Origin of the sequence: Acinetobacter sp. YH16052, assembly GCF_013417155.1 — a bacterium.
Lineage (GTDB): Bacteria > Pseudomonadota > Gammaproteobacteria > Pseudomonadales > Moraxellaceae > Acinetobacter.
Genome location: NZ_VPEO01000001.1, coordinates 54,115 through 80,341 on the forward strand (window position 1 = coordinate 54,115; position 26,227 = coordinate 80,341).

General features: G+C 44.3%; 25 protein-coding genes and 1 pseudogene. 14 read left to right on the forward strand and 12 right to left on the reverse strand.

Going from position 1 to position 26,227, the window contains the following annotated elements; genetic code table 11:
- A pseudogene (locus FTV42_RS00255) lies at positions 1 to 893 on the forward strand (LysR substrate-binding domain-containing protein).
- A gap of 131 nt (positions 894 to 1,024) precedes the next feature.
- Complete coding sequence (locus FTV42_RS00260; protein WP_180037173.1) at positions 1,025 to 1,639, forward strand: glutathione S-transferase family protein; 615 nt, start codon at positions 1,025 to 1,027, stop codon at positions 1,637 to 1,639.
- A gap of 81 nt (positions 1,640 to 1,720) precedes the next feature.
- On the opposite strand, the gene FTV42_RS00265 is transcribed toward FTV42_RS00260, so the two are convergent.
- Both FTV42_RS00265 and FTV42_RS00270 read right to left on the reverse strand, forming a co-directional pair.
- The gene (locus FTV42_RS00265) at positions 1,721 to 3,325 is read right to left on the reverse strand and encodes a bifunctional 3-(3-hydroxy-phenyl)propionate/3-hydroxycinnamic acid hydroxylase (protein ID WP_180037081.1); all 1,605 of its coding nucleotides are present in this window, start codon (positions 3,323 to 3,325) and stop codon (positions 1,721 to 1,723) included.
- A 353-nt stretch (positions 3,326 to 3,678) separates the two neighbouring features.
- Entirely contained in the window at positions 3,679 to 3,912 is a 234-nt protein-coding gene (locus FTV42_RS00270; RefSeq protein WP_004645811.1) for a hypothetical protein, read from the reverse strand.
- A 390-nt stretch (positions 3,913 to 4,302) separates the two neighbouring features.
- Here FTV42_RS00270 and FTV42_RS00275 point away from each other — a divergent pair, with 390 nt between their 5' ends.
- The 5 genes from FTV42_RS00275 to FTV42_RS00295 all read left to right on the forward strand — a co-directional run bounded on the left by FTV42_RS00275 (position 4,303) and on the right by FTV42_RS00295 (position 9,128).
- Positions 4,303 to 5,310 (forward strand): GTP-binding protein, encoded by a 1,008-nt coding sequence (locus tag FTV42_RS00275; protein WP_004731939.1) that lies wholly within the window; start codon positions 4,303 to 4,305, stop codon positions 5,308 to 5,310.
- Between the two features lie 101 nt (positions 5,311 to 5,411).
- The gene (locus FTV42_RS00280) at positions 5,412 to 5,942 is read left to right on the forward strand and encodes a YaeQ family protein (RefSeq protein WP_026055736.1); all 531 of its coding nucleotides are present in this window, start codon (positions 5,412 to 5,414) and stop codon (positions 5,940 to 5,942) included.
- Between the two features lie 85 nt (positions 5,943 to 6,027).
- Positions 6,028 to 6,651: an MgtC/SapB family protein gene (locus tag FTV42_RS00285; protein WP_004731934.1), complete on the forward strand. Its 624-nt coding sequence runs from the start codon at positions 6,028 to 6,030 to the stop codon at positions 6,649 to 6,651.
- Positions 6,652 to 6,736: 85 nt separating this feature from the next.
- Positions 6,737 to 7,075 carry an FKBP-type peptidyl-prolyl cis-trans isomerase gene (locus FTV42_RS00290; RefSeq protein ID WP_004731933.1) on the forward strand — a complete coding sequence of 113 codons (339 nt, stop codon included), beginning with the start codon at positions 6,737 to 6,739 and terminating at the stop codon, positions 7,073 to 7,075.
- A gap of 241 nt (positions 7,076 to 7,316) precedes the next feature.
- Positions 7,317 to 9,128, forward strand: a complete 1,812-nt coding sequence (locus FTV42_RS00295) for a diguanylate cyclase (RefSeq protein ID WP_180037082.1) — start codon at positions 7,317 to 7,319, stop codon at positions 9,126 to 9,128.
- On the opposite strand, the gene FTV42_RS00300 is transcribed toward FTV42_RS00295, so the two are convergent.
- Positions 9,125 to 9,592 (reverse strand): GNAT family N-acetyltransferase, encoded by a 468-nt coding sequence (locus tag FTV42_RS00300; protein WP_180037083.1) that lies wholly within the window; start codon positions 9,590 to 9,592, stop codon positions 9,125 to 9,127. The two genes, FTV42_RS00295 and FTV42_RS00300, sit on opposite strands and share 4 nt — an antisense overlap.
- A gap of 370 nt (positions 9,593 to 9,962) precedes the next feature.
- On the opposite strand from FTV42_RS00300, the gene FTV42_RS00305 reads away from it, so the two are divergent.
- The 3 genes from FTV42_RS00305 (at position 9,963) to FTV42_RS00315 (ending at position 11,630) form a co-directional block, all read left to right on the forward strand.
- Positions 9,963 to 10,448 (forward strand): hypothetical protein, encoded by a 486-nt coding sequence (locus tag FTV42_RS00305; protein WP_005106287.1) that lies wholly within the window; start codon positions 9,963 to 9,965, stop codon positions 10,446 to 10,448.
- Positions 10,449 to 10,707: 259 nt separating this feature from the next.
- Positions 10,708 to 10,983 carry a hypothetical protein gene (locus FTV42_RS00310; protein ID WP_129716285.1) on the forward strand — a complete coding sequence of 92 codons (276 nt, stop codon included), beginning with the start codon at positions 10,708 to 10,710 and terminating at the stop codon, positions 10,981 to 10,983.
- Positions 10,984 to 11,132: 149 nt separating this feature from the next.
- Positions 11,133 to 11,630, forward strand: coding sequence for a DUF2505 family protein (locus FTV42_RS00315; RefSeq protein WP_004280652.1), 498 nt, complete (start codon positions 11,133 to 11,135; stop codon positions 11,628 to 11,630).
- A 120-nt stretch (positions 11,631 to 11,750) separates the two neighbouring features.
- On the opposite strand, the gene FTV42_RS00320 is transcribed toward FTV42_RS00315, so the two are convergent.
- The 9 genes from FTV42_RS00320 to sdsA form a co-directional block, all read right to left on the reverse strand.
- Positions 11,751 to 12,425 carry a DUF1345 domain-containing protein gene (locus tag FTV42_RS00320; RefSeq protein WP_138743321.1) on the reverse strand — a complete coding sequence of 225 codons (675 nt, stop codon included), beginning with the start codon at positions 12,423 to 12,425 and terminating at the stop codon, positions 11,751 to 11,753.
- Positions 12,426 to 12,622: 197 nt separating this feature from the next.
- Positions 12,623 to 13,072: a YbjQ family protein gene (locus FTV42_RS00325; protein ID WP_180037084.1), complete on the reverse strand. Its 450-nt coding sequence runs from the start codon at positions 13,070 to 13,072 to the stop codon at positions 12,623 to 12,625.
- Between the two features lie 3 nt (positions 13,073 to 13,075).
- Entirely contained in the window at positions 13,076 to 13,432 is a 357-nt protein-coding gene (locus FTV42_RS00330; protein WP_004280648.1) for a YbjQ family protein, read from the reverse strand.
- 108 nt (positions 13,433 to 13,540) lie between these two features.
- Positions 13,541 to 15,007, reverse strand: a complete 1,467-nt coding sequence (gene adeK, locus FTV42_RS00335; RefSeq protein WP_004280647.1) for a multidrug efflux RND transporter AdeIJK outer membrane channel subunit AdeK — start codon at positions 15,005 to 15,007, stop codon at positions 13,541 to 13,543.
- The gene (locus tag FTV42_RS00340; RefSeq protein WP_180037085.1) at positions 15,007 to 18,183 is read right to left on the reverse strand and encodes an efflux RND transporter permease subunit; all 3,177 of its coding nucleotides are present in this window, start codon (positions 18,181 to 18,183) and stop codon (positions 15,007 to 15,009) included. Before FTV42_RS00340 ends, adeK begins: the two co-directional genes overlap by 1 nt.
- A 13-nt stretch (positions 18,184 to 18,196) precedes the next feature.
- Complete coding sequence (locus tag FTV42_RS00345) at positions 18,197 to 19,444, reverse strand: efflux RND transporter periplasmic adaptor subunit (RefSeq protein ID WP_180037086.1); 1,248 nt, start codon at positions 19,442 to 19,444, stop codon at positions 18,197 to 18,199.
- Positions 19,445 to 19,480: 36 nt separating this feature from the next.
- Positions 19,481 to 20,083: a phosphatase PAP2 family protein gene (locus FTV42_RS00350; protein ID WP_005247784.1), complete on the reverse strand. Its 603-nt coding sequence runs from the start codon at positions 20,081 to 20,083 to the stop codon at positions 19,481 to 19,483.
- Positions 20,084 to 20,235: 152 nt separating this feature from the next.
- Positions 20,236 to 22,284, reverse strand: a complete 2,049-nt coding sequence (locus FTV42_RS00355) for a site-specific recombinase (protein WP_180037087.1) — start codon at positions 22,282 to 22,284, stop codon at positions 20,236 to 20,238.
- Between the two features lie 15 nt (positions 22,285 to 22,299).
- A complete protein-coding gene (gene sdsA, locus FTV42_RS00360) occupies positions 22,300 to 23,277 on the reverse strand; it encodes an All-trans-nonaprenyl-diphosphate synthase (protein WP_180037088.1) in 978 nt (325 codons plus the stop codon).
- Positions 23,278 to 23,721: 444 nt separating this feature from the next.
- Here sdsA and rplU point away from each other — a divergent pair, with 444 nt between their 5' ends.
- The 4 genes from rplU to FTV42_RS00380 all read left to right on the forward strand — a co-directional run bounded on the left by rplU (position 23,722) and on the right by FTV42_RS00380 (position 26,182).
- Positions 23,722 to 24,033, forward strand: a complete 312-nt coding sequence (gene rplU / locus FTV42_RS00365) for a 50S ribosomal protein L21 (RefSeq protein WP_004280640.1) — start codon at positions 23,722 to 23,724, stop codon at positions 24,031 to 24,033.
- Between the two features lie 19 nt (positions 24,034 to 24,052).
- Positions 24,053 to 24,307, forward strand: a complete 255-nt coding sequence (gene rpmA / locus FTV42_RS00370) for a 50S ribosomal protein L27 (RefSeq protein WP_004280639.1) — start codon at positions 24,053 to 24,055, stop codon at positions 24,305 to 24,307.
- Positions 24,308 to 24,553: 246 nt separating this feature from the next.
- On the forward strand, positions 24,554 to 25,249 hold the full coding sequence (lolA, locus tag FTV42_RS00375; protein WP_180037089.1) for an outer membrane lipoprotein chaperone LolA: 696 nt from the start codon (positions 24,554 to 24,556) through the stop codon (positions 25,247 to 25,249).
- Between the two features lie 171 nt (positions 25,250 to 25,420).
- Positions 25,421 to 26,182 carry an RsiV family protein gene (locus FTV42_RS00380; RefSeq protein WP_180037090.1) on the forward strand — a complete coding sequence of 254 codons (762 nt, stop codon included), beginning with the start codon at positions 25,421 to 25,423 and terminating at the stop codon, positions 26,180 to 26,182.
- Positions 26,183 to 26,227: the final 45 nt, after the last annotated feature.

The window sequence follows — 26,227 nt, forward strand, 5'->3', positions numbered from 1 at the left end:
ATGGAATTAAGGCATTTACGTTATTTCGTTACGGTGGCGCAGGAACTGAACTTTACCCGTGCCGCGGAAAAATTAAATACAGTACAGCCATCACTGAGCCAACAAATCAAGGATCTGGAACGTGAGGTTGGCGTACAGTTGCTAGAGCGGAATAACCTTAAGGTCGGGCTAACTGAAGCTGGACAGGCGTTTTTAAAAGAAGCTTTGCTGAGTCTTGAGCATGCAGAGCGCGCCATTCAGTCTGCCAGACAGATCGCGAATGCACAGCAGGATCAGCTGAATATCAGTTTTGTCCCGGTCGCGGAAATGAAAGTCTTTCCTTATATCATGCCGAATATCCGCGCGCATTTTCCTGAACTGAAAGCACAGTTTCACAGTCTGACCGATGCAGAACAGTTTAGTGCCTTAAGAAATGGACAGATCGACATTGCCTTTACCCGTTATCCGGGGCAGTTAAGTGAGTTTGATTCGATCCGCATTTTTGATGAGCCTTTAACCTTGATTGTGCCCAAAGATTCCCCGGCTGCGGCCTTGCCCTATGTCAGTATCAAGAGTTTTGAAAATCAGGACTTTGTAATTAGTGATGAGCAGTCCTCACCGCAACTGCATAAGCTGATTCAGGATTTTTTTAAACAGTCTAAATTAAAAGTGAATGTGGTGCAGTATTCCACCAATATCCTGCTCAATGTCAATCTGGTAGGGATGGGGTGGGCTGGAGTCTGGTGCCGGCCTATGTGATTCCATTGCTCGGCGATAATATTGTGGTGAAAAAGACCCTAGAACCGTTACCGATGATTGGACTGTATGCCAATTATCGCAAGGATCAAAAACATGTGGTGATTGATCTGATTTTGAAAGTATTAAAAGAAAAGTTTTGTGTGGATCTTTTTTAATATTTAAACCTTCAATCTGCCCATCTAAAAAGCCGTGCGACAGAAATGATCTGTAGCACATCCTTTTAAATCGGGACTGCAAATCACTTTATACTGAACATCTAACAATAAAAACCGGTTGAAGCAGGATGATGAAGCTCTATAACAACCCACAATCACGTGGCTTGACCTTGTTGCCTTTGCTGAAAGAATTGCAGATTGAAGATCAGATTGAGCAGGTGGAAGTTGCCTATGAGCATATGCATCAGCAGGCGTATACACGGATCAATCCGATGGGAAAAGTTCCCTGTCTGGTGGATCAAGGCGTCATTATTTCAGAAATGGCCGCCATTTTTATATATCTGGCAGATAAGTATTCTGACAAAGGATTGGCACCTGCTTTGGATGATCCGAAGCGTGGGGCGTATTTGAAATGGATGTTTTTCTGTCATGGACCCTTTACCGAATATATCGATATAAAAAATTTACAGGTGTCGCCAGAAAATATTGAAAAGAACCGGAGAAGTTTAAGTTTTGGGAATGAAGCAGCCGTATTTGATTTTATGAAACAGGGCATCGAGCAGGCCAATCCTTATCTGTTGGGTGAAAAAGTCTCGGCGGCGGATCTCTATGTGGCTTACTGTTTGATCTTCGCCATATCTGCGAAAATTTTACCGCCATTTGATGAGTTCAGGCCCTTCCTGCAGCAGATGGCTCGCCGTGATTCCCTGAAAGATATCCCGTGGTTTCAAGAGTACCGAGTCTAATTCCTCGGTCTATATATTGTCCGGGAGATCTAAAACAATAAAGAAAACCACGCCGAAGCGTGGTGAAAAGTGACCCTAATATTATTTCAGGTAAAGCTTTTTAAACAGTTGCTGGCTGGTGCTTTCCATCGATTGAGGAATGGCCAGGGCAGCTACGAAACGGTCAGGACGCAAGATCACAACGGATTCAGACGTGTTGCCAAACCACGAGCGGATATCTGTGCCGATATCACCAATGGTGATGACATCTTCATACTGTTTACGCTGGCTATTTTGCAATTGCACCGCAGGAATTACCTGAATGAATTTCACGCCCAGCGATTTCCACTGTTGCAACGTCTCCGAACTAAGACCCCATTTCGGATCGACACCCCAGGCAATAATCGCAAAATCATTGCCGATCACTTCATCCAGTAATACGGTTTCACCCGAAGCCAGTTGAACCTGAGGCTGGATAAACATCTTGCCGACTGGAGAGTTTTTGGCTCCGTTACTCAAAAGTGCGCCGTCATGATATTTCGGCATTGGTTTGAAGCGCATTTCCAGCAGATACTGTTTGATCGGCTTGATGTAGTTCAGGGCATAGGCAATGCCGTCACGAACAAAACCTTGCCATTTTTTCGGTGGTGCCAGTACGTGACCTGCCATCACCGACAGGTCAATCATCGCCTTGGCATGGTCTTTACGTTCGATCTGATAAGAATCTAAAAGTGCTGGGCCAGCTTTGCCTTGAACAACCAGCGCCATTTTCCAAGCCAGATTAAAGGCATCACGCATACCGCTGTTATAACCCTGACCTTGCCATACCGGCATAATGTGCGCTGCATCACCGGCAAGTAAAATACGGTCGACACGGAACTTGTCGGCAATACGAGCATTATGGGTATAGACACGCTGACGGATCACTTCGATACCATCTGTGCTTGGTAAAACCTTAGAAAGAAGTTTGGCAATATTTTCCGGTTTGCTCAGTTCTTCCTGCGTTTCACCCGGCATAACCATAAATTCAAACCGGCGAATACCATGTGGCAATGCGGCTGATACATAAGGACGAACCGGATCACAACATAAGTAAATATGTGGTGTAGCAAGCGGATCATTCTCAAGGTCAATCACGATCCATTGATTCGGTGCGGTTTCACCTTCAAAGGCAATGCCCAGGTTGCGGCGCACATAAGAATTACCGCCATCACAGGCAATCAGATATTGAGCGCGGATGGTTTCTGCATCGCCCTCTTTATTTTGCAGATTGAGTGTTACGCCGTCAGCATCTTGACTAAACTGGGTCAATTGACGAGAAAATAGCACTTGGGTGTTTTTATATTGCTTTAAGCCTTGCAGTAGGACGTTATCGACTTGTGGCTGAATAAAGGCATTACGGCGCGAGAAACCAAACTCACGTGTTAAAGGCTGAATATCTGCAAAACAGCGACCTTTAGGCGTCAAGAAGCGCATCGCATGATTCGGAGTGGTATGCGGTAAGACTTGATCGACTAAACCCAAAGATTGAATGGTACGTAAGGATTCATCATCGATTCCAATCGCACGTGGGTAATCAATCAAACTATCCAGTTGCTCGACAATCGTGACAGCTACGCCTTGCTTGCTCAGATAGTTGGCAATGGTTAAGCCTACAGGGCCGGCGCCAAGGATTGCCACTTCAGTAGTGTAATTAGTATTGCTCATAGCGAATGTCCACTCAATCGACTTGCATTTGATGCTATTAAGGGACAGTTAGAAGCCAGAAACAAGTTAGGCAATAGTAGATTAAGTATATGGATAATATTGGATTGAAATAGGTGGTTTTTAAATAAATAATTGATTTTAATTATAAAAATAATAAAAATTTGATAGCCTGTATTAATTCTATGATCAGTTTTGACTATGGTGATAAATAGATTTTATGCAATAAAAATGCTGAACCAGCATCAAGCATGATTCAGCATCGAATAATATCGGGGGCAGTATAGGACAAAGCCTACTGGAGAATTACTGTCCCTGATATCTTCATTGAAGGATTAAACGAGTTGTTCAATCACTTAACGTGCAGCAGGTTTTGCAGGTGTCGTAGTTTCCGCAGCAGCTTCAGAGGCAGCAGGCTGCTCTGCAGATGCGCCTGCAACAGGAGCATTCGATTCAGGTAATTCCTGGGTAGTCACAATCACTTTTTCTTCTGCAGTGGTGGTTTTCGCATCTGTAGTTTTACTATCAGCAAAACTGGTGGCTGCAGCAGCAGTAAGCGTAGTGGCAAGTAAGATTTGTGCATATTTCATTTTTGGCATCCTTTTATTCATGTCATGTAATCTGCCGAGCTGACCATCACATCAATTCGACAGATGCCCATCCTAAGCACTGAAATTTTACTGAGCAAATCAATTAACAAAAGCGACACGCAGGGAATAACCCAGCAGATACAAAACTGAGAAAGTTGTTTTATTTCTGTTAATTATGCGGAGTTTTATTTAATGAAAGTGTGTATGAATATTTCAAAAATCAAATTTGAAATAAAAGTTAACATAGAAAATTGGTAATTTTGGATCATTCCATTAATTTTATCTCTGTGATTTTCAAGGCATGTTCACTAAGAACACGCATTTTAAAGTCACACTGTGCTTTATAATGCAGAGTATTGCTATTTCTATTCAATCTCTTGAGAGCCGATTTTGAAAATTCTGTCAGCGTCGCAGGCTATTCCTGTCCATATCATTTCCGGATTTTTGGGTGCAGGTAAAACCACACTACTTAAACATTTACTACAGCAGAAACCGGAACAGGAAATCTGGGCGGTGCTGATGAATGAATTCGGTCAGATTGGGGTAGACCAGCAGTTATTGCCACAAGATCAGGGTTATGCGGTCAAAGAGCTGTTGGGTGGTTGTCTATGTTGCAGTAGTCAATTGCCGATGCAGATTGCCTTGTCACGTCTGCTGTCAGAAGTGAAACCTGATCGGCTGTTTATCGAACCTACCGGACTGGGGCATCCTGGCCAATTACTGGAACAGCTAACTGAGCCGCACTGGCACAGCCATTTAAACATGCAGGCTTTAGTCACCGTGGTGGATGGTTCGCGTTTGCATGACCGGGACTGGACCCAGCAAAACCTGTATGCGGACCAACTCAAGGCAGCGCATATTGTGGTGATTTCACATACTGACTTGATGACAGCCGCAGATCAAGCAGCGTTCACCCAACTTCAGGCGGAATATCAACCTTATGCGCAACAGTGGCTGTTCACCGAGCATGGACAACTCGATATCGAACAGATCAAACAGGACTATCGGGGTTCTGCCCGTCAGATTCAGCCTTTGTTAAAGCAGCAACAGATCACCCGTTCAGCGGATACGCCCGTAGTGATTCAGCAGATGCCTTATCATTATGTAGAAAGCGCGCAGGGTTATCAGGTTGCAGGCTGGAAATTTCCAAAACGCTGGCAATTTAATTTTTATGATCTGCTGGATCTACTCTGTGAACAAAAAGACTGGCTCAGAATCAAGGGAATTTTTAATACGGATCAAGGCTGGAAAAGCTTTAATTTTAATCCGGAGCAGTTTAATTATCAGTCGGTAGATGAAGGCATTGATAACCGGGTAGAAGTGATTTATCAACAGTCACGGGATTGGCTGGCATTTGAAACTGCCCTGATGCAATGTCGTATCGATCTGGAAAAATAACGGTACTGTTTCTAGTATGCTGAATGAATTATTGGCCTAAATCTGTTCAGCAAAATAGCGCTAAATCTTATATGCTAGGCGCCAAATTTGAGGATTATGTGATGGCGTTAAAAGCGACGATTTATAAGGTTGATTTGAATATTGCGGATATGGATACGCATCGTTATGAGGATTATCAGCTGACGATGGCGCTGCATCCTTCAGAAACCATTGAACGCTTGATGGTGCGTATTCTGGCCTATGCACGCTATGCCGATGAAGCACTGGAATTTACCAAGGATCTGTTTGAAACCGATGAACCGGCACTCTGGGAAAAGGATCTGACCGGGCAACTGGTCAAATGGATTGAAGTCGGTAGCCCGGACGAAGATAAAGTCAAAAAGGCCAGTGCGCGTTGCAAGCAGGTCGCAGTCGTCACCTATGGTTCTGCGGTGGATGAATGGTATAAGCGCAGCAGCAAATTAAAAATCTTAAAAAATGTGGAAGTGTGGAAGTTATCTACCGCAACCACCGACGCATTGCCACAGTTATGCGAACGCACCATGCAGTTACAGCTCAATGTGATGGATGGTGAATGGACCTTGATTGGCGATCAGGGCCAGGTGCTGGTGGAGTGGGAACAGTTACAATAAGGCCAAATAAGGATGCAAGTCTGGACTTGTATCCTGTAGCTCAAATTGCGTATATCTGAGGAATAAGAATACGCAGGGTTGCACCATGTACCATGAACTTTATGATTTACTGCTAGCTGTCGCGATCGGCGCAATTATTGGTGCAGAGCGTGAGTATCACAGTAAATCTGCTGGATTGCGTACCATGATTATGGTCAGTCTGAGTTCCTGTTTATTTACCATTATCTCCCTGAAAATAGGCGTGGCCAATCCTGACCGGCTGGCCGCCAATGTCTTGACTGGGCTGGGTTTTCTGGGCGCTGGTGTTATCCTGAAAGATGATAACCGTATTTCTGGAATTACCACCGCGACTACTATCTGGATGACGGCAGCACTCGGCATGGCAGTCGGTGCTGGCTATGAACTCTTAAGTATTTGGGCTACTTTTATTGTCATGGCGGTGCTGGTTCTATTAATGTATGTTCAGCGTGGCATTGAATCTCTGAATCAGGAACGCAGCTATGAAATCGTCTGCCCATTCGATCAGAATGATTCCGATCACTACGAAATGTTATTTAAACGTTATGAGTTAAAAGTGGTGCATTCCTCACAAAAAAAAATTGATCAACAGATTGTCGGACGCTGGATTCTGATGGGATCGGCCAAGAATCATCAAGAATTAACCCAGTATTTACTCAATGATAAGAATATTCAGGAACTCAGCTTTTAACCCATCAATGTCCCAAGCTTAAAAAAACAGAGCAATCCAGTTTATACTGAGCTTTGAATTTTATGCTCCTCTCAGGTAAATAACCATGATCAACGAACTTGAAATTATTGATTTAAAAGTAGGCGAAGGTAAAGAAGCGGTAAAAGGTGCCTTAATTACCACGCACTATACCGGCTGGCTGGAAGATGGAACCAAGTTTGATTCTTCTATTGACCGTGGTAATTATTTTGAAACTGTCATTGGTACCGGTCGTGTGATCAAAGGTTGGGATCAGGGTATTCTAGGAATGAAAATTGGCGGTAAGCGTAAACTGATGGTGCCTGCACATTTGGCCTATGGCGAACGCAAAATGGGTAAAGTCATTCCGGCCAATTCCAACCTGATTTTTGAAATTGAATTGTTTGACGTAAAAACACGTGATTAAAATGATTTAACTGGCTGAATATAAAATATACTTTTTATTCAAAAATGTATGATGGTTCTGGTACAGTCGCTTCAAAATAGACTGTGCCGGAGACGCTACAAAAAACATCTAAAAAGATTTGAAATCAAAAATATTCCTTGTAGATTATAAGAATAATAAAGAATTATTTTGAGATATAACGTATTTGCATAACTTGATAAGGAATGTCTGTTTTTTCGTATTTGTCTGTGTCTTGAGCTGGATGACTTGCATCGTAAGTTCAGCAATCGCTCAGGATGAACTCCCTTCGCCGTCATTTCAGCAGCAATCTCACGACCATATTACGGAAGTCAATTTTACCGAACATAGCACTAGTGCCTTGCAGGGAAAATGGCTGTTTTATCCGAGCCAGTTTATTGTTCAACCCAATCCCGTACTCGAGTCAAAAACAGTTGAATTGCCAGCCTCTTTTAAAACTCTAGCGGGTTCAAACTCTGGCTACGGTACCTTTATTGGTTATTTTAAAATTCCGAAAGAATTTCTCGGGCGACGCATCGCGATTCGGATTCCAACCCAATACGGCGCCTATCGGGTATATGTCAATGGACAGTTTATTGTCCGTCTCGGGGAAATCAGTACCATACCTGACAAACAGGTGACTGAGAAAGCACCGCGTATTGGCTATTTTGTTCCAGACACTGAGTATATTACCTTAAGCATTCAGGCTTCCAATTATACCCACTTGCATGGCGGTCTCGAACGACCAATGCAGATCGGCGTTGCAGCTACCATCAATCGCCAATTCCAGCAGCTCATGATGAGTATCGCCATGGTGTGTGGGGCGGTGCTTGGGGTGGGGATGTTTACTATTCTATTTTCGGTATTCAGGGGATCACAAGAACGTAACAGTAAAAGTATCTTTGTTTTTGGCTGGTTTATTGTCTTTTTGGCCCTGCATAATCTGTTTTCTGCACCTTATGCCTATACGGTATTTACCAATATCAACTGGCTGTGGGGAGCCCGCTTAGAGTATCTGTTTACTTTTATTGCTGCCTTCTTTTTTCTCAGTTATATGCATCTGTTTAACCGGCGCTATTTAAATCCAGTGATTTATTATATCGCGGTGGTATTACTGGTCTTTAATATTATTTTTACATTATTCTCACCTCCTGAGATATTTGAACGTCTCGCCCTATTTAGTGCGATTTTTGCCTTGGTTATCATCGGTAATTTTATTTACGGCTTTTATCAGACCTTACGTTATAAAGAGCATTATTCGCGTTTAAATCTGATTGCGATTATTTTTCTTTGTGTCACCTTTTTGAATGATTATCTGTTGCTGATCAATGTAATTAAAACCACGCATCTGTTCTTTATCTCAACCAGTATCTATGCCTTACTAATTATGTTTCAGCAGTCCAGACATTATGCACATCAAACTTATGAGACTGAACAGCTAAACCTGAACCTGATCGCGCTCAACGATTCACTCGATCAAAAAGTCAAAGAACGCACTCAGCAGCTGCGTGAAGTGAATGCCAAACTGGAACAGCAAATGAATATTGATGCGCTGACTGGAGCTTTTAACCGGCGTGCCTTAAATCATGAAATCCAGCAGCAGTTTTTGCAGACCCAACAGCAGCCGCAACATACCTTGATTTTTGCCATGCTCGATGTCGATTTTTTTAAAAACTATAATGACTACTATGGCCACTTAAAAGGAGATGAAATCCTGAAAAATCTGGTCAGGATTATTCAAGCTACTTTGCCACGGTCTGGCTATCTGGCGCGTTATGGTGGTGAAGAGTTTGCGATTCTGCTCACCGGGATGCCGGTTCAAACCGCCCTGCAAAATCTGGAAAATGTATTGGACCAGATTCGGGAACAGCGTATGCAACATCTGAATCGGCCAGATGCGAAAGACTATGTTACGGTTAGTATGGGCGCGGCCTGGGTTGAACAAAAACATGGCTATGCAGATATTCATGAATTGATGAAAGCGGCAGATGTGCAGCTCTACGCCGCTAAACAGGCAGGACGTGATCAGTTAAAAATTGAAAAAGAGGTCGATTAAAAAACATATTTATACAGATAGCGCGATTCATCTTCTGACTCGGTAGAATGTGGATGAAAGCCGCAGTGCTGATAATAACTTAAGGCAGTTTGGGTAGATTGTATTTCAATCTGATGAATTTTTTTCTTTAATAAAGTGCGATGCATTTGTTGAAATAACTCGGTGCCGAACCCCAGTCTTTGGCAGTGTTGGGCCACATAATGCATCCGGATTTCTCCAGCATCACTGACCAATAAGAATCCGACGACCTTGTCATATATGAGATAAACCCAGCAATCGTTATACAGCATATCGACAATCAGGCTGGCATGATCAAACTTTTCTAGCCAGGTTTGAATTTTGCTTTCTTCACGCTGATGATCCAGTACACAGGACTGAATGCTGTCATGAATGACCTGAATAATTTGAGGTATATCTTCGACCCTCCCTTCACGAATCATAATATTATTCATTTTCTCGAACATTTATAGGGAAGATTTATTTGATAAAAAAGAAGAGGGTAAAAAACAGAACAATATTGTAGTTTTTTGAGAATATTTTCCGTGATTTATCCATGTGAAGATCTGTTCTGTTGCTGATTTGTCCTGTTTGTTTATCTCAAGTTCTTGAATCTCATTAGGGAGTTAAAAATAAAAAATCAAAGTAAATCAATTTTTAAATAAATCGAAGTTCGAATCTGGGTAAAATGAGCAAGCAGAGAGGATAAATAGTAAAAATAAGCTTCAAGTTTGCACTGTATAAAAAATAGACGTATGCTGGGTCAAAAGGGACTATTCAAATGAATCTTGATCCTATAACCATAAAAATAAAATTAGTCACATGAGATCATCCACCATGCTGAAATTACTGCTCCTGTTATGTGTTTTATTCATGTTGAATGCTGCCTGGATCGTCGGCAGAAAGATCTATAAAGCTCAGCGCCATCTGGCGCGTCAGCGTCCAGAAAAACCGGCACAGATTTCCAGCATGACAGAGCAAGAGGTCATCGAGCAAGAGCAGCAAGTACATCTGGTAGATGCTTATGAACTGGAACTGTTTGACGATGTGGCACAGCTATTCTTTCAACGGCAGGTGCATATTGAGAATCGGGCACAGGCCGAACAGTTACAGCAAGAACTATTACAAAAAATGCCAATGCATAGTGGCACCCAGATTCGTCAGATGGATTTAGGCGAATGGTCTATTTTCTGGAATTTTTATGATCAGTCACTGGAATATTATGTCGGTCGCTATGGCGTATTCTATGCACATGTCGACCGTTTTGGAGAAGAGCACCGGCATGAAATTCGCAGGGAACTTTTGCATTCTGACTGTGCTTAGAACACAACTTTCAGTCATTTTCTACGACTGAAGATCTCAGGCTACCTACTTAAGCCATTATAATTCAGAAAAGGTATCTCATGCCTTAGCTCAGATTTTTTCTGCCTCTTGGCGGAAATAGCCCATATAATTTATCTCCTTTAAGCCATAATCTTGCGCTAGAAAAACCTCAAAACTCGCGAGTCGTATCCTCGAAATAGTCATTTAAAATGTACGAAGTCTGGCGAGCAATGATCCGGACTAAAAAGGCAGAAATACTATGATCATTGATTTTCATCAAGCACAATTACAGAAGTTTATTGCTCTGGCGATGAAGATCCAAGCTGAGCCTGAACAGTATTTGCAGTTTGATTCGGTCTCGGATTTTTATAAGGTTGACTGGTTGCAGGATTTTCCGGTTGGTACAGAATACTATATTTCCGGTCTAGATGATGGTGCCGATGAGTTTCATGCCGTGATTTATTATGGCGAAGCGCAGCTACAGATCAGCTGTGGACAGGCACAGCTTTCAGTAAAACTATGTTGCAAACATTGACCGGGCTGTCGGAATTTCCCGATAAAAGAATAATGACATCCGCTATAAAGTTGATATAAATTGCAGAGTCATCTCTGTATCTGATTTTTATTCGCATCAGCCGAGAGTGGCATAGGCGAATATCGTAATAAAAATAAGGAAAAAATAGCATGGCACATCAGTTCACCGTGAAAGCAATTATCAATGGCGTGTCTATTGATGAATTTAAGCGTTTGGCCAATGATATTCGTTTGCATGAGGCAGTTTGCCATCGAATTCCTGCGCAAAACTTGGAAATCCTGGTTTCGGAAAAGCAGGGGCATATGTATACCCTGAAACGCGCTTATAATCTGGATGTTAATATTCCTGATATCGCAAAAAAATTACTCAAAGATGCATTCCGTTTGCAGCGTACCGATGTTAGCGATCTGAATGAAATGACTTCGACGGTACAACTCGGTGCGAACTTGCCGATCGAGGCCATCTGTCAGCGTGCAGTCACTGGAGATGAAGACCAGATCCAGTTCCAGTTAAACTGGACAGTCAAAGTCAAAGTGCCTTTGCTGGGTGGCATGCTAGAAAAGCATGCTGAAGGTGAGATTCGTAAATTTAGTGAAATTGAACTCAGCATTGTCGAAGATGAATTGCGTAAAGGTCTCACCGCTTGAAGCAATCAAATACTGTGATTGACCTAATTTAAAAACTGGTCAGGTTAGACGCAGGGTAGTGGTAGCTGATTGGGCGGTAGATCGCTATTTTCAGGGTACTGCCACTATCCAAAAAACTTTTTAAGTGCTGATAAAGTTTGCCGTTACATTAATGCTGATGGCCAGAATGGTGGTATTGAATCCGTAAGCCAAAAGCAAATGTAGGGTATTTAAAACCCGCATGGATTGGCAAGTAATGGATACATCTGCAGTTTGCGCAGAAGTCCCGATGATATAACTAAAATATAGAAAGTCTGGATAAGTCGGTCTGGTGGTATTTGGAAAATCCAGTCCGCCTTGTTGCTGTTTGTCGAGCGCCAAATAAAAGTCATGCGCATAATGAATTGCAAAAATCGTATGCATCAAGAACCAGGCTGAAATAATGGTCAGAACTGACAAGATTAAATGGCCGGTTCGGATGGTAGTGTCTTTGGGTAAATGATTAATTTCAATAATAATCGCTATAAAACACATGATCAGGGTGATGATCACCAGAAACAGAATGATCCATTTGCTGGCATCCTGTTGCATGGCGCGTTGCAGAATATGAGCATGATCAATACGCCAGAGTTTTTTTATGGTCAATAATAAATAAGCGTAAATCGCGATATTCCAGCTGATCAAGAGGCAGCTTGACCAGCTCAAAGGGGTGACTGTCTGTAAAACCAGATAAAATCCAATGATGGCTGGGAAAATAATAAAGAAATACAGACGGGATTGAAGTGCCGTTTTTATAGATTGAAGAAGCTGCATCATGCCATTTATATTTGTTTTGCTGACTTCTCAAGATCCTAGCACAGAACCGTTTGCAATAAAGAAGATTGCAACGGCCTGAGTATCAGCCTCAGTTATTTCCTCTACGACATTTCATCCTAAAGGTGTCGAACTGATTTGACTGCGCGGATCGCGCAGCAGGCGTGATCATCTCAATAAATTTTTTTCTGAACCGAGGTTTAGATCGATTGAGCAGGTTGTTGGATTGCAGTGCCATAGGCAAAGACTTCCACCATGCCACCTTGCATACCGAGTTCAGTGGTGCTGAGCCGAATACCCATAATCTGAGTCGCCCCGATTTTTTCGGCTTCCAGTTTTAAACGTACAATCGCTTCACGTCGTGCGCGTTCTACTACACTTTCATAGCTGGTCAGACGGCCACCCAGCATATTCTGCACATTGGCAATCGCATATTTAAAATAATCATGGGAAATGACCACATTGCTGCTGATCATCTGTCCGGAATATTCAGACACAACGAAGCGGCTATTGTTCACCCGGATATAGGCCAGACGTTGTTCCTGTTCATCCAGATAACGAAAATGTTTACCTTCGTTATAACGTCCAAAACCGAAACCGACACAAAACAGAATGGCAAAAATGATGATCTGGAGAATTAAACCATCCATGCTTTAATCTGCCTGCGGAAAAGGGTCGGGCAATTTCGGCATGATCGGATCAACGACTACGGCTGTCCCATAAACAAAGAGTTCAGAAGCACCTTGGGCGATATTAGAGGTCGAGAAACGAATGCCGACAATCGCATTGGCACCCCTACTACGGGCTTTTTCAATCATGCGGTTCATGGCTTCCTGTCGTGATTCTTCCAGCAGTTCGGTATAGGCGGTAAGCTCACCACCGACAATATTTTTCAGGCCGGCCAATAAGTCACGTCCGACATGTTTGCTGCGTACGGTACTGCCATACACCACATCAATTTGCTGGCGAATGGTATGTCCCGGTACAGATTCCAGATTGCTAAGTAACATGTGCATGTTTTCTAAATAAATCGCTGGTCTATGACAATAGGAAAACTGCCTCGAAAATGCAATAAAAAAAAGCCCACCGAAGTGAGCTTTTCCTGATCTGTCTGGAATTTATTGCGCTGGTTGTTCTGCCGCACGGCGCTGTTCAGACACAGACGGGGTATTCGGCAAGGTATCCGTCGTATTAACTTTCAAGCCGCCCCCCAGGGTTTTGTAGACTTCAACCTGATTGTTCAGATTGGCCTGTTCAAGCAATAACAAACCTTGTTCTGCTGCATAAGACGCACGCTGTGCATCCAGTACCGTCAGATAGCTGTCAATTCCGGCGCGGAAACGTGCCTGTGACAAGCGATAGGTGGTGTTGGTTGCTTCGACCAGACGGCGCTGAGCTGCAAGACGGTCACCAATATTCTGACGTACTGCCAAGGCATCATTCACTTCACGGAAAGCAGTCTGAATCGACTTTTCGTAATCTGACAAGGCAATTTGCTGATCGGTTTCAGAAATACGGATATTGGCCTGACGGGTGCCCCAATCAAAAATTGGAATATCCAGACTCGGACCAAATGACCAAGCAAAACTGCCCGACTTAAACAGGTCGCCTAAATCAGTAGAGGCATAACCTGCTGAACCAGTCAGACTAATTGTCGGGAACAGACGCGCACGTGCTGCCGCAATATTGGCACCTGCCGCAGATAGACGGTATTCAGCGGCACGGACATCTGGACGGTTAATTAATAGATCACTTGGCAAGCCTGAACCCAATGCAGTATTGGAAGTGATGCGGGTCACGCGTTGTGCTGGTAATAAATTCGCAGGCACTTGCTGACCGACCAGCAGGTTTAACAGGTTTTGTGCCTGTGCCACCTGAGTCCGGTAATTCGCAACATCATTACGTGCTGTTTCAACCGAAATTTGCGCCTGACGCACTGGAAGCTCGCTGTCGATCCCGACATCAAAACGTTTTTTGTTCAGATTAAAAGATTCAAGCTGAGCTTTCAGCGTTTGCTCAGCCAAAGCCAGATTGGCATTGGCAAACGAGTAGCTGAGCCAAGCCTGAGACACCTGACCAATTAAGGCAATTTGCGTCGCATCTCGCGCACTTTGGGTCGCCAGGAAACTATCCAGCGCATTGTCACGCAAGCTGCGGACACGTCCCCAAAAATCCAGTTCATACGCAGTTACACCCAGTCCGACATTATAAGTCGTCACTGCACCGCGATTCTGCGAATTCATGGTGTCCTGGCGCAATACGCTACCACTGGCACCAATCGTCGGTAACTGGTTGTTTTCAGTAATCTGATACTGTTGCTGAGCTCGTTGAATATTGAGGGCAGCAATACGCAAATCACGGTTATTGTTTAATGCCAGATCCAGCACCTGTAACAGGCGCTGATCGGCAAAAAAGTTTTTATAACCTTGTTCTGCTACAGAAGTACCAGACGCATTGGTATAGCTGCTCGGGATATCTGCCTGCGCAACCGGCTCTGGACTGCGCATACTTTGACAGGCTGTCAAAGCAAGCGCAAGGGCAGATACCGCAATGCTACGACCTGTAATAGACCATACATTTTGCATTACGACTTATACTCCTGATTTTGTTGTTTTGGTTTGTATTTAAAGACACTTCGAATCCACACGTAGAATACCGGGATAAAGAAGATACCTAACAGGGTCGAGCTGATCACGCCGCCGAGTACACCATAACCGACTGAGTGCTGGCTACCTGCACCCGCACCTGAAGCCAGAGCAAGAGGTAATACACCAAAACCAAAGGCCAATGTGGTCATGATAATTGGACGTAAACGCATTTTTGCCGCATGCAAGGTCGCTTCAAATAACTCTTCACCTTGTTCCTGCAATTCTTTCGCAAACTCGACAATCAAGATCGCGTTTTTCGCAGAAAGACCAATCACGGCAATAATCGCCACCTGGAAGTAAATGTTATTCGACAGGTTCGGGTTTTGCAGCAGCACCATTCCACCAAAGGTAAGTAATAATGCACCCACAATACCCAATGGCACCACCATTAGAACTGAGAACGGAATCGACCAGCTTTCATACAGGGCTGCCAGACACAAGAAGACGATCAGTAGTGACAAGGCATACAGGAACGGCGCCTGTGCACCAGATTCACGCTCTTCTAAAGATAGACCTGTCCATTCGAAGTCGAAACCTTGCAAGCCCATTTCTGGTAACTTCGCTACAATTTCTTCCATGGCCACCATTGCATCGCCCGAGCTGATACCCGGAGCAGGTGTACCCTGAATGTTCATTGACGATACGCCGTTATAACGCTCAAGACGTGGAGAACCGTAGGTCCATTCGCCTGTGGCAAACGCCGAGAATGGCACCATTTCACCACGATTATTACGCACATACCATTGGTCCAGATCTTCCGGCATCATCCGCGAGCCAGCTTCACCCTGAACATAGACTTTCTTGACACGACCGCGATCAATGAAGTCATTGATATACGAACCGCCCCAAGCAATGCCCATGGTGCTGTTAATTTCAGCAACACTCACGCCCAATGCACCGGCTTGTGCATGATCGACAATGACACGGTACTGTGGAGTATCTTCCTGACCATTCGGACGCACACCAGCCAGACGCGAGTCTTGTGCTGCTAGACCGAGGATCGTATTACGTGCTGCCAGGAGCTGGTCATGACTTTGACCACTTGCAGCTTTGAGCTGTAAGTTAAAGCCAGCCGACACACCCAGTTCAGGCATTGCAGGTAATTGCAGTGGCATGATGTAAGACGCATCTTTGACAATCATGTTCAGCGCCATACCACGTTGAATAATGGCACCGATTTGAGATTCCGGACTGTGACGCTCTGACCAGTCTTTCAGTTTAATAAATGCCAGACCTGCGTTTTGTCCCACACCCGTGAAGGAGAAACCTGCCACACTAAAGACGGATTCGAAATGCTCTTTCTCGTTTTCCAGGAAATAGTTGGTCATGGTGCTGACCACTTTGTCGGTACGTTCCAAGGTAGCATTTGGCGGTAACTGAACCAGCGTCATGACCACGCCCTGATCTTCATCAGGTAGGAACGAAGAAGGCAGTTTCTGGAACAACAGCACAATAATACCCAGTACCACGGCATACACCACGCCTGAGAAAATCTTGCTGTGAGTCATACGGTTGACGCCGCCCTGATATTTCACAGAGACCTTATCAAAACTGCTATTAAACCAGCGGAAGAAACGCGCAAAAATACCATTACTTTCCGGCTTGTTCGGATCATGCTGTTTCAGCAGGGTCGCACATAGGGCAGGGGTAAAGGTTAAGGCAACCACCAGTGACAAGACCATCGCTGTGACCAGCGTAATCGAGAACTGGCGATAAATGACCCCGGTGGTTCCACCGAAGAAAGCCATTGGAACGAATACTGCCGACAGCACCGAGGTAATACCAATCAATGCGCCAGAAATCTGTTTCATTGATTTTTCAGTTGCAGCCACCGGATCGAGATGTTCTTCCACCATGACCCGTTCGACGTTCTCGACCACAACAATCGCGTCATCCACCAGAAGACCAATCGCCAACACCATGGCAAACATGGTCAGGGTATTAATCGAGAAGCCAAAGATGTTAATGACGGCAAATGTACCTAATACAACGACTGGAACCGCCATGGTTGGAATGATGGTGGCACGCCAGTTCTGCAAGAACAGGAACATGACCAGGAACACCAGAATAATCGCTTCGATCAGGGTTTTAACTACACTCTTAATCGACAGTTCAATAAATGGTGTTGTATCAAACGCCAGTTGGTCGACCATGCCTTGCGGATAGTTCGGACGTAACTGTTTTAAACGCTCTTCAACCGCTTGTGCGGTATCCAGGGCATTGGCACCAGTCGCGAGCTTTATTGCTACACCACCAGCCGGTTTGCCATTAAATTTAGAATCGAACTGATAGTTATCTGCACCAAGTTCAACTCGTGCAACATCACCTAAGCGAACCTGCGCACCTGAAGTGGCATTTTTCAGGAAGATATTGCTGAACTGTTCCGGCGTTTGTAACAGACTTTGAGCCGTTACCGTCGCATTTAACACTTGTCCTTGAACTGCAGGCGCGCCACCCAACTGACCTACGGCAACCTGTGCGTTTTGGGTACGGATTGCAGTAGCAATATCACTTGGCGTCACTTGCAGGCTGGCCATTTTGGCTGGATCCAGCCAGATACGCATCGCATAAGAACCACCAAAGACCTGAACTTCACCAACCCCGGCCACACGGCTTAAAGGCTCAGCAATATTCGAGTTAACATAGTCTTTGATGTCATCTGCGGTCAGGCTGCTATCAGGTGAATAGAATGCCAAAACTTGTAGGAAGCTGGCACCCGATTTGGTCACCCGCACACCCTGACGCTGTACATCTTCAGGCAGCAGGGCAGTCGCAGACTGTAATTTGTTTTGAACCTGAACCTGTGCGATATCAGGATCGACACCCTGGTCAAAGTTCAAGGAAATAGACGAAGAACCATTACCCGCACTGTTAGACGAGATATAGCGCAAGCCATCCATACCGTTCATCTGCTGCTCGATGATCTGGGTCACTGTATTTTCAACAGTTTCAGCAGATGCACCCGGATAAGTCGCAGAAATGGTTACGGTTGGTGGTGCGATGGTTGGATATTGTGCAATCGGCATTTTACTGATGGTTAAAATACCCGCCAGCATAATCACCAATGCAATCACCCAAGCGAAAATCGGGCGATGAATAAAGAATTGAGCCATGAACCATTACTCCTTATGCATTTGCAGCAGGTTTTTGTTCAGGTTTCTCTTTAGCATCATCTGCCTTTTTCTCGCTGGCTGCAGGCTGTTGCGGTGCAGCAGCTTGAGGTTGATAAGGTTTTGGTACAACTTGCTGTTCAGGTTTTACTTTCGCAATACCATCTACAATCACTTTATCGCCTGGATTCAGACCTTCAGTCACAATCCAATTGCTGCCTTGGGAACCAACGGTGGTCACTGGACGTGGCGTCACTTTATTGTCAGCACCGACCAGCATCGCCATCGCCTGACCTGTTGGGGTACGAGTCAAAGCTGCTTGCGGAATCAGGAAAGCATTCGGTACTTCACCCTGTACGATTTGCGCAGTGGCAAACATACCTGGCAGAAGCAGGTGATTTTTGTTCGGGAATACCGCACGTAAAGTCACGGTACCTGTTTCCGGGTTCACGCTGGCATCAGAGAATGCAAGACGGCCTTCAACCGGGTAGATACTGCCATCTTCAAGCTTCAACTTGACTTTGGTGTTGTTCGAGCTGTTCAAGCTGCCTTGGTTAAGCTGTTGACGTAAACGTAAAAGCTCGGCACTTGACTGGTTAATATCTACATAGATTGGATCTAGACGTTGAATCGTCACCAATGGCTCTGGCTGATTTGCTGTCACCAAAGCACCCGCCGTCACAGACGAACGGTTGGTCTGGCCCGAAATCGGAGCACGTACAGTCGAATAGCCCAAGTTGATTTCTGCATTACGCAAAGTTGCGCGATTGGCATTCAAATCAGCTTCAGCCAATTTGACCTGTGCCGCGATGTCATCATATTCCTGTTTGGAAATGGCATTGGTACCGACCAGTTGACGGTAACGGCCTTCCTTCACACGCAATACGCCCAGATTGGCTTCAGCACGGGCAATCGCTGCACGGGCATTGTCTACTGTAGTGCGGTTGGTGCTTGAATCGATTTCATATAAGGCCTGACCTTCACGCACATAGCTGCCTTCCGTGAACAAGCGTTTAAGCACCACGCCACTGGCTTGTGGACGTACGTCTGAAATTTCAAATGCTGTTGTACGACCTGAGAGCTCTACAGACTGCTCTACACTTTGCGGTTGTGCAACAAGAACACCGACTTCAGTCGGTGGCATTTGTTGTTGAGCACCAGCTTGCTGGCCCTCTTTAGGATCTTTGCTACAACCAACAAGTGCAAGACTTGTTGCCAATGCGCAAGCAGTCAGGGCAGGTGCCCAAAGCTTTGCAGACATCATTATTCCACCTCTAATTAGATTTATATCTAAATTTTCTTATTTGTGAGCCGCGCAATATCTGATCCAGACCATATACCACAACGAAATCCAAATAAAACTGATACTCCAGCCGGATATGACATCTGAAGGAAAATGTACGCCCAGATAAACTCTTGAGATCCCCATCATCAGCATCCATACCACTGCACCGATCACGATGAGGGTATAACGGGAATGTTGCCGATGGATGTAAATTGCCAAACAAGCCAGACAGGCCGCATATAGACTATGGGCACTTGGAAAGGAACTTCCAAAGCTTTCAACCAGATGCAAGGATTCTGGTGGTCGGGGTCGGGCAATTGCAAATTTCAACAGCCAAGCTAGGAGAATTCCTCCGATAATTCCGATACATATAAAAATTGCGTTTGTATACTTTTTATACCACAGCAATGCAATACACCATAGTGTGGATAAAAATAATACAAATGGCATGCCACCTATTAGGGATAAGGACTGAGTAATTTGATTCCAAAACTCGGTGCGATACAGCCTCATCCATTCCACAGCCTGCAAGTCGAGCTTGCTTAAAGCGGGAATATTCAGGATGAACACACTGAAAATTAAAAATAAAATACCGACAAAAAGTAACAAGTAATGCATGCCAAAAATCCTTGTTCTTTTAACCGTTCGCAGATCGGCCAATTGTCTGAAGCAAAGTGTACTTGTCAGTACACTTTTTTTCAAGTGTGCGTATTTTATGCGAATTCCATTTTTTTCGTAAGGAATTTGTTGCTAAATATAGTGTAATTATCTCAGTTTTGAGTTTTTGTCGATGTATGATTTTCGTCAATTTCAATGCTTTGCTTGGGTGGCCAGAAGAAATCACTAGGTCGGGTCAGGAAGTGAGTCATGACCAGTTTTGCCAAAGGTTTCCACTGTTCAAAACGCACCCGGCGCGCGCGTAAGGCTACAATAATCGTCAGAGTGAAACTGACAAACAAGTTGGTCAGGCCAATGAGTAACACACCCAGAAAAGACACTACGATCAAGCCGATATCAGGGCCATTGATGGTAATCAGGCCCTGAATAAAGTTGGCAGAGGCAAAGGCGATATGACGAATATCCAGCGGCAGACCGAGAATAAAACCAATGGTGCCCATACTGCCAAGCATGATCCCGAAAATAAAATTACCCGCCAGTGCACCCAGATTACGTTCGATATAGTCAGCAAAACGGTAAAGACGTTCTTGCCCCATCAGCTGCGATAAACGCACATGGGCTTTCAGTCGCGGGCCGACCTTGCGATAAACGGCCATATTGTCAAAATAACCGGCCAATAATCCGGACAGGAACAGACATACCCCGGCAATCGCTGCATGCGGAATTGCTAACGAAGTAAACGGATTCAGGTCATGCAGGGTTTTGGCCGCCTTGGCATGATTCATTAAAGGTTCATGCAGCGCAAAATCCCATAACAGGGTAATTAATGCTGCTACGGGAATCGCAATCGAAATATTACCCAGAATAGCGACAAACTGGGTGCGGATGATATTTACAATCAGCGCGGCCAGCTCGGCAATCTGAGCCATTTTCGAGCCTTTACGCTGCTGTACAGTAGCCGCCAGTGCGGCAGCAGTCATCGCCGGTTGTTTGGTTGCCACGGTAAAATGCAGGACGTGAATCAGCATAAAGCCTAGTGAATAGTTCATGCTATAGCTAAAGGCTTGCATTAAGGGAGCCATGGTGAGGCGTGTCATTAGAATTTTTAAGGTGGCCATCGTCGCGATGATGGCACCAGCACCTGCAGCTGATTTATACATGGCCAGAAAGCCTTGCTTGTCGGTACTCACATAATGCTCACCGGTCTTGCTGGCATTTTCAGTTACCTGTAAAGCCAAAAGTTCACTATTGGTGGCCAACAGGGCCCGCACACTGCGTTCGCTATAAATTGCTTCAGTAATGTCCGCCATAAACAGGCCAATGGATTGATAACGCAGATCATCGTCATCCATGACCATATTGAGCAGGATTTCAACGCGTTCCAGACACTGTTCTAGCAGTGCCAGCATATAGGTCAGACTGACACTGACGCCAGTCCGCTTGGTAGAACGGCGAATCTTGGCCACGACATCATGGCACTGTTCCAGCATCACCAGCGCTTGTGACGCATCGGGTGGTGTGATCGAATCGACCAGGGTGACCGTGTTATAGCGCTTTTTATATTCCTGAATAAACTCGTTAATCTCACGATTCTGTACCAGAAAGGGAGATTCATATTCCATCAGTTCAGGCTGGGCATTAATAAATTCAGGGTGCAGACCAATACCACTGATCCGGTAAGACAAAATGGTCAGTGCCTTAATCAGTTGGTCTTTGATTCGGGTTTTTTCAGGCTGATTGGAATGTCCCTGATTGAGAACTGCAAATAAACGTTGCCAGTCGTCTTCATCAAAATAATCCAGCCAGTATTTATCGGTACGCTGATAAAAAACCTTGCGAAATAATTCCTGAAGTTGCTGATGGTCAGGAATCAGCGGCAAGACATGTGCACCAAGGCGCTGGTTTAGCTGGTTCCAGAATCCATCCAGAGACAAAATACCGGTATCGGAAAACAGACCGGTCTGTTTATAGCGGTTAATGATCCGCAGGGTAAAGGTTTGAAGCGTGGCAACCGCATTCGGGGTGAGTAATAAAGCCCGGATAAATGCATTGAATTTTGCTTCGATCTCTTCGGTATTTCTGCTGTCTTCTGGCCTGATTCTTTCAACCAGTTCAATCAGAAGATTTTCATCCAGCACCGCCCGAGGTTGTTCAAGCTGGTGCTGCATGTTTTGGAAAAGATCTAGAAAATTAATATGCATAGGCGAGTTTAAAAGTTACTGAATTCGATGTAGGGCCAGTTTGGCCAGATTAATCAGGGCCTGACGATATTCGGAGTCAGGTAATGCCTGCAAGGCATCAATTGCAATTTCAGTTTCTTCAGTGGCACGTTGACGGCAATAATCCAGCGCACCAGATTCATTGACAATCTGAATGACCTGTTCCAGATGTTCCGTACCGCCAGTCGCAATACTGCGACGGATGATTTCATGTTGCTCACCGGTGGTGTTTTTCAGTGCTGCAATCAATGGCAGGGTCGGTTTGCCTTCCATGAGATCATCACCGATATTTTTGCCGAGCGTGTCCGCATCGGAGGTGTAATCTAAAATGTCATCAATAATCTGGAAAGCATTGCCGAAATGTCCGGCAAAGGTTTTTAAAGGCTGACGGAATTCATCTTTATCCGACAAAATGGCAGCACCTTCGGTCGCCAGTTCAAACAGGCGCGAAGTTTTGCCATGAATAATATTCAAATAAGTCGCTTCAGTGGTTTCCGGCTGATGCTGGGATTGCAGTTGCAGCACTTCACCTTCAGCAATTTCACAGGTGCCGGTCGAAAAATCTTTGAGCAATACCATGTTGTTCAGATCGACCAGCAAATCAAAAGCACGTGAAATCAGAAAGTCGCCGACCAAAACCGCAGTCTGGTTATTCCAGGTGGCATTGGCTGTCGGGCGGCCGCGACGCAGACCGGATTCATCTACTACATCATCATGCACCAGTGTTGCGGTATGCAGCATTTCAATAATTGCAGCCAGTTTACGGTGTAGTTCTAAATTTTCAGCCCCACACGCCTTGGCGGCCAAAAGACACATAATCGGTCGCATACGTTTGCCACCCGCTTCCACCACGTGTTTGCTGACGGCCATCACTAATGCAACTTTTGAGGTAATTCCTTCATTAATGAATGTGTCCATCGCAGCAAAGTCGTTAGCAACAGGCGCGAGAATGTCTTGCTTAAAGTCGATGGTCATGTGAAAGAAAACCTCTAGTCTGGTAAATCGCAGGTCGTAGTTTAACAATTTATAACATGAGTGAAACCTAAGAAATGCATAAACTCCACTAAAAATCAGCTTTTTATAGATCTTATGTAGATTCGATCCATATTTCGAGCCATAAAAATCAGGAAAGGTCAGAGGCATCGCCCTATTCGTCAGGCTGAGTATATTAATCAAACCGGCCGGATTTCTGCTGTATTATTTTGTTGCTGAATATATCTTGAGTATTTGATTTGATAGAAATTATTTAATAGTTAAATAATTAGCGCATCCTGCTCATTATTATTTCAGTAAAATGGCTTGTTGTTTTTTTGAATATCCCTTAAAATCCTCGCCCTTAGATATCCCCCAGTGGCGTACGTCTTAAGTTCGATATATTCCTTTATCGGCACGACGACACGGGCTTGTTTGGAGTACATTATGTACGCAGTAATCCAAAGCGGTGGTAAACAGCACCGTGTAGTTGAGGGTGAAACCCTTAAAGTAGAATTATTGAAAGCTGAAACTGGCGCGACTATTACGTTTGATGACGTATTGATGCTTGTTAACGGTGAAAGCATTCAAATCGGTGCTCCAGTTGTTGCTGGTGCTACTGTAACTGCTGAAGTAGTTAGCCATGGTCGTCACGACAAAATCCGCATCATCAAAATGCGTCGTCGTAAACACTACCGTAAACAACAAGGTCACCGTCAATGGTTCACTGAGTTGAAAATTACAGCTATTTCAGGCTAATTACGAGGAGTAAATAGACATGGCAACTAAAAAAGCCGGTGGTTCGACTAAGAACGGTCGTGATTCGAATCCTAAGATGTTAGGTGTTAAAGTTTACGGTGGTCAAACTGTAACTGCAGGTAACATCATCGTTCGTCAACGTGGTACTGAATTCCACGCTGGTCAAAACGTTGGTATGGGTCGTGACCATACATTATTTGCTACTGCTGATGGCGTAGTAAAATTCGAAGTGAAAGGTCAATTTGGCCGTCGCTACGTATCTGTTGACGCGTAATCCGCTGAGATAGAAAAAAGCCCACAATTTTTGTGGGTTTTTTTATGCCTAAAAATTAATGTCCAGATTAATCGACATTCCATAATGTAAAAATTGTCCTGAAATCTTCATGATGATGAACAAAAAAACCGATTTCGAATTAATAACAATACAAAAGTTCTTATTTTCTATCATTTTAGCTTTTAATTTTCGTTTAAGATGAGCTATCAAATAAATTGCGATCACGCAAAATATAAGGGTGAAATTATGAATATGCTTCGTAAAACCGTCTGTGCTATGGCTCTGGGTGTAGTGACTTTAGCACCGGTGATGAGTACAACCGTGTTTGCTGCACCTGTGGCAGCTTCGGAGCAACAGGCAACAGCCAGTCTGGTCAAGCAGCTCAATCATGTGCGTAGCATGACGGCAAATTTCGAACAAAGCACTAAGGTAACCAACCCGAGAGCGACCCAGAAAAAAGGTCTGACTGCACAACATATGAATCAAACCTTTAAAGGGGTGATGAAAGTTGAGCGTCCGGGTAAATTCTATTGGGAAACGACCGCACCGTCGAAGCAAGTCATTGCAACCACGGGTAAAACCGTATGGATTTATGATCCTGACTTGCAACAAGCCGTTCGTCAAAGCTTAGATGAGCAGGTTGCCAATACGCCGGCCTTATTGCTGTCAGGAAACACCAGCCAGATTATGCAGTCTTACCGGGTGACTCAGCCAAATAAAGGCAAAACCTATTACACGCTGTATCCTAAAAATACCGATGGTGTGTTTGAAAGCCTGACCATTAGCTTTGGCGCAAACAAAGCACCAAGCTTGATGATCTTGCAGGATTCATTGGGACAAACCACCAATATCAAATTTAGCAATGTAAAAGTAAATAGCAGTATTCCAGCCTCTACCTTTAACTTTACCCCACCAAAAGGTACGGACATCATTGATCAATAAGCATCAATATGAACCAGATAAAAAAAGCAACCTTTCGAGGTTGCTTTTTTTATTGCCGATCATCAGGATTGTTTTGGACAGACTACAAGGTTCAGCTATATCTAAACACGAGAGCATCTTAGAATAAATAAAAGTCGAGTCAATGAAATTGCAAAAATTTTAGAGCTCAGGATGAAGATTAATCTATTTAAAACTACTGAAATTTACGCTGTTTTATTACTCACTGTAAGTATGTTGGGTTGTCAGCCTCAATCCAGTTCAGTGGCAAAGCTTGCGCAAACAGATCGGGTTGTGCAAATTGAAGCCAAAACCGTTCCAATTAAAGGGGCAGCCAAAGTGGTATGTGAAATAGAAGGTTGTGTAAGCTTTGATCTACAAACGGTGGACAGCAATATTGACTGGATTAATCAATATTTTATTGAGCGCATTCAGCATACCGAGCCTGTTGCATTCACCAAAGTCACTCAGAAAAATCCGAAAAAAGCCGATGAACCGCATTATCTGGATCAGCGCTTTATCAAAGCGGAATTTGTCGGTCAGCGTGCCCATCTGGCGACTTTTGCTTTAAAAAGTTCCAATCTGGCAAGGAATAAAAATGCTTCTCTGAAACATGTGGAATATATCAATTTTGATCTAAAACAGAACAAACGTTTGGCTTTGTCTCAACTGTTATTAAATGGCGGTGAGCCGAAACTGCTGAATGCGATGTATCGAACCAATACTCAATGGCTGAATACGCAGGGTATTCAACAACAGCAGTTAAAATTGAGTGATAACTATTATTTTGATACAACAGGTCTGGTGATGGTGTATCCGGCAGGCGAACTAGCTCCGGCAGCAGCAGGAATGCCTGAATTAAAAGTGTCATATGCGGATTTAAATGAAGTGATTCGCCCTGAATATTTAGCCATTTTGCAGCAGACAGCTTCCTAAATATTGTGCTAATAGGACGCAGCCGTGGTCTTGGTCACTGTATTT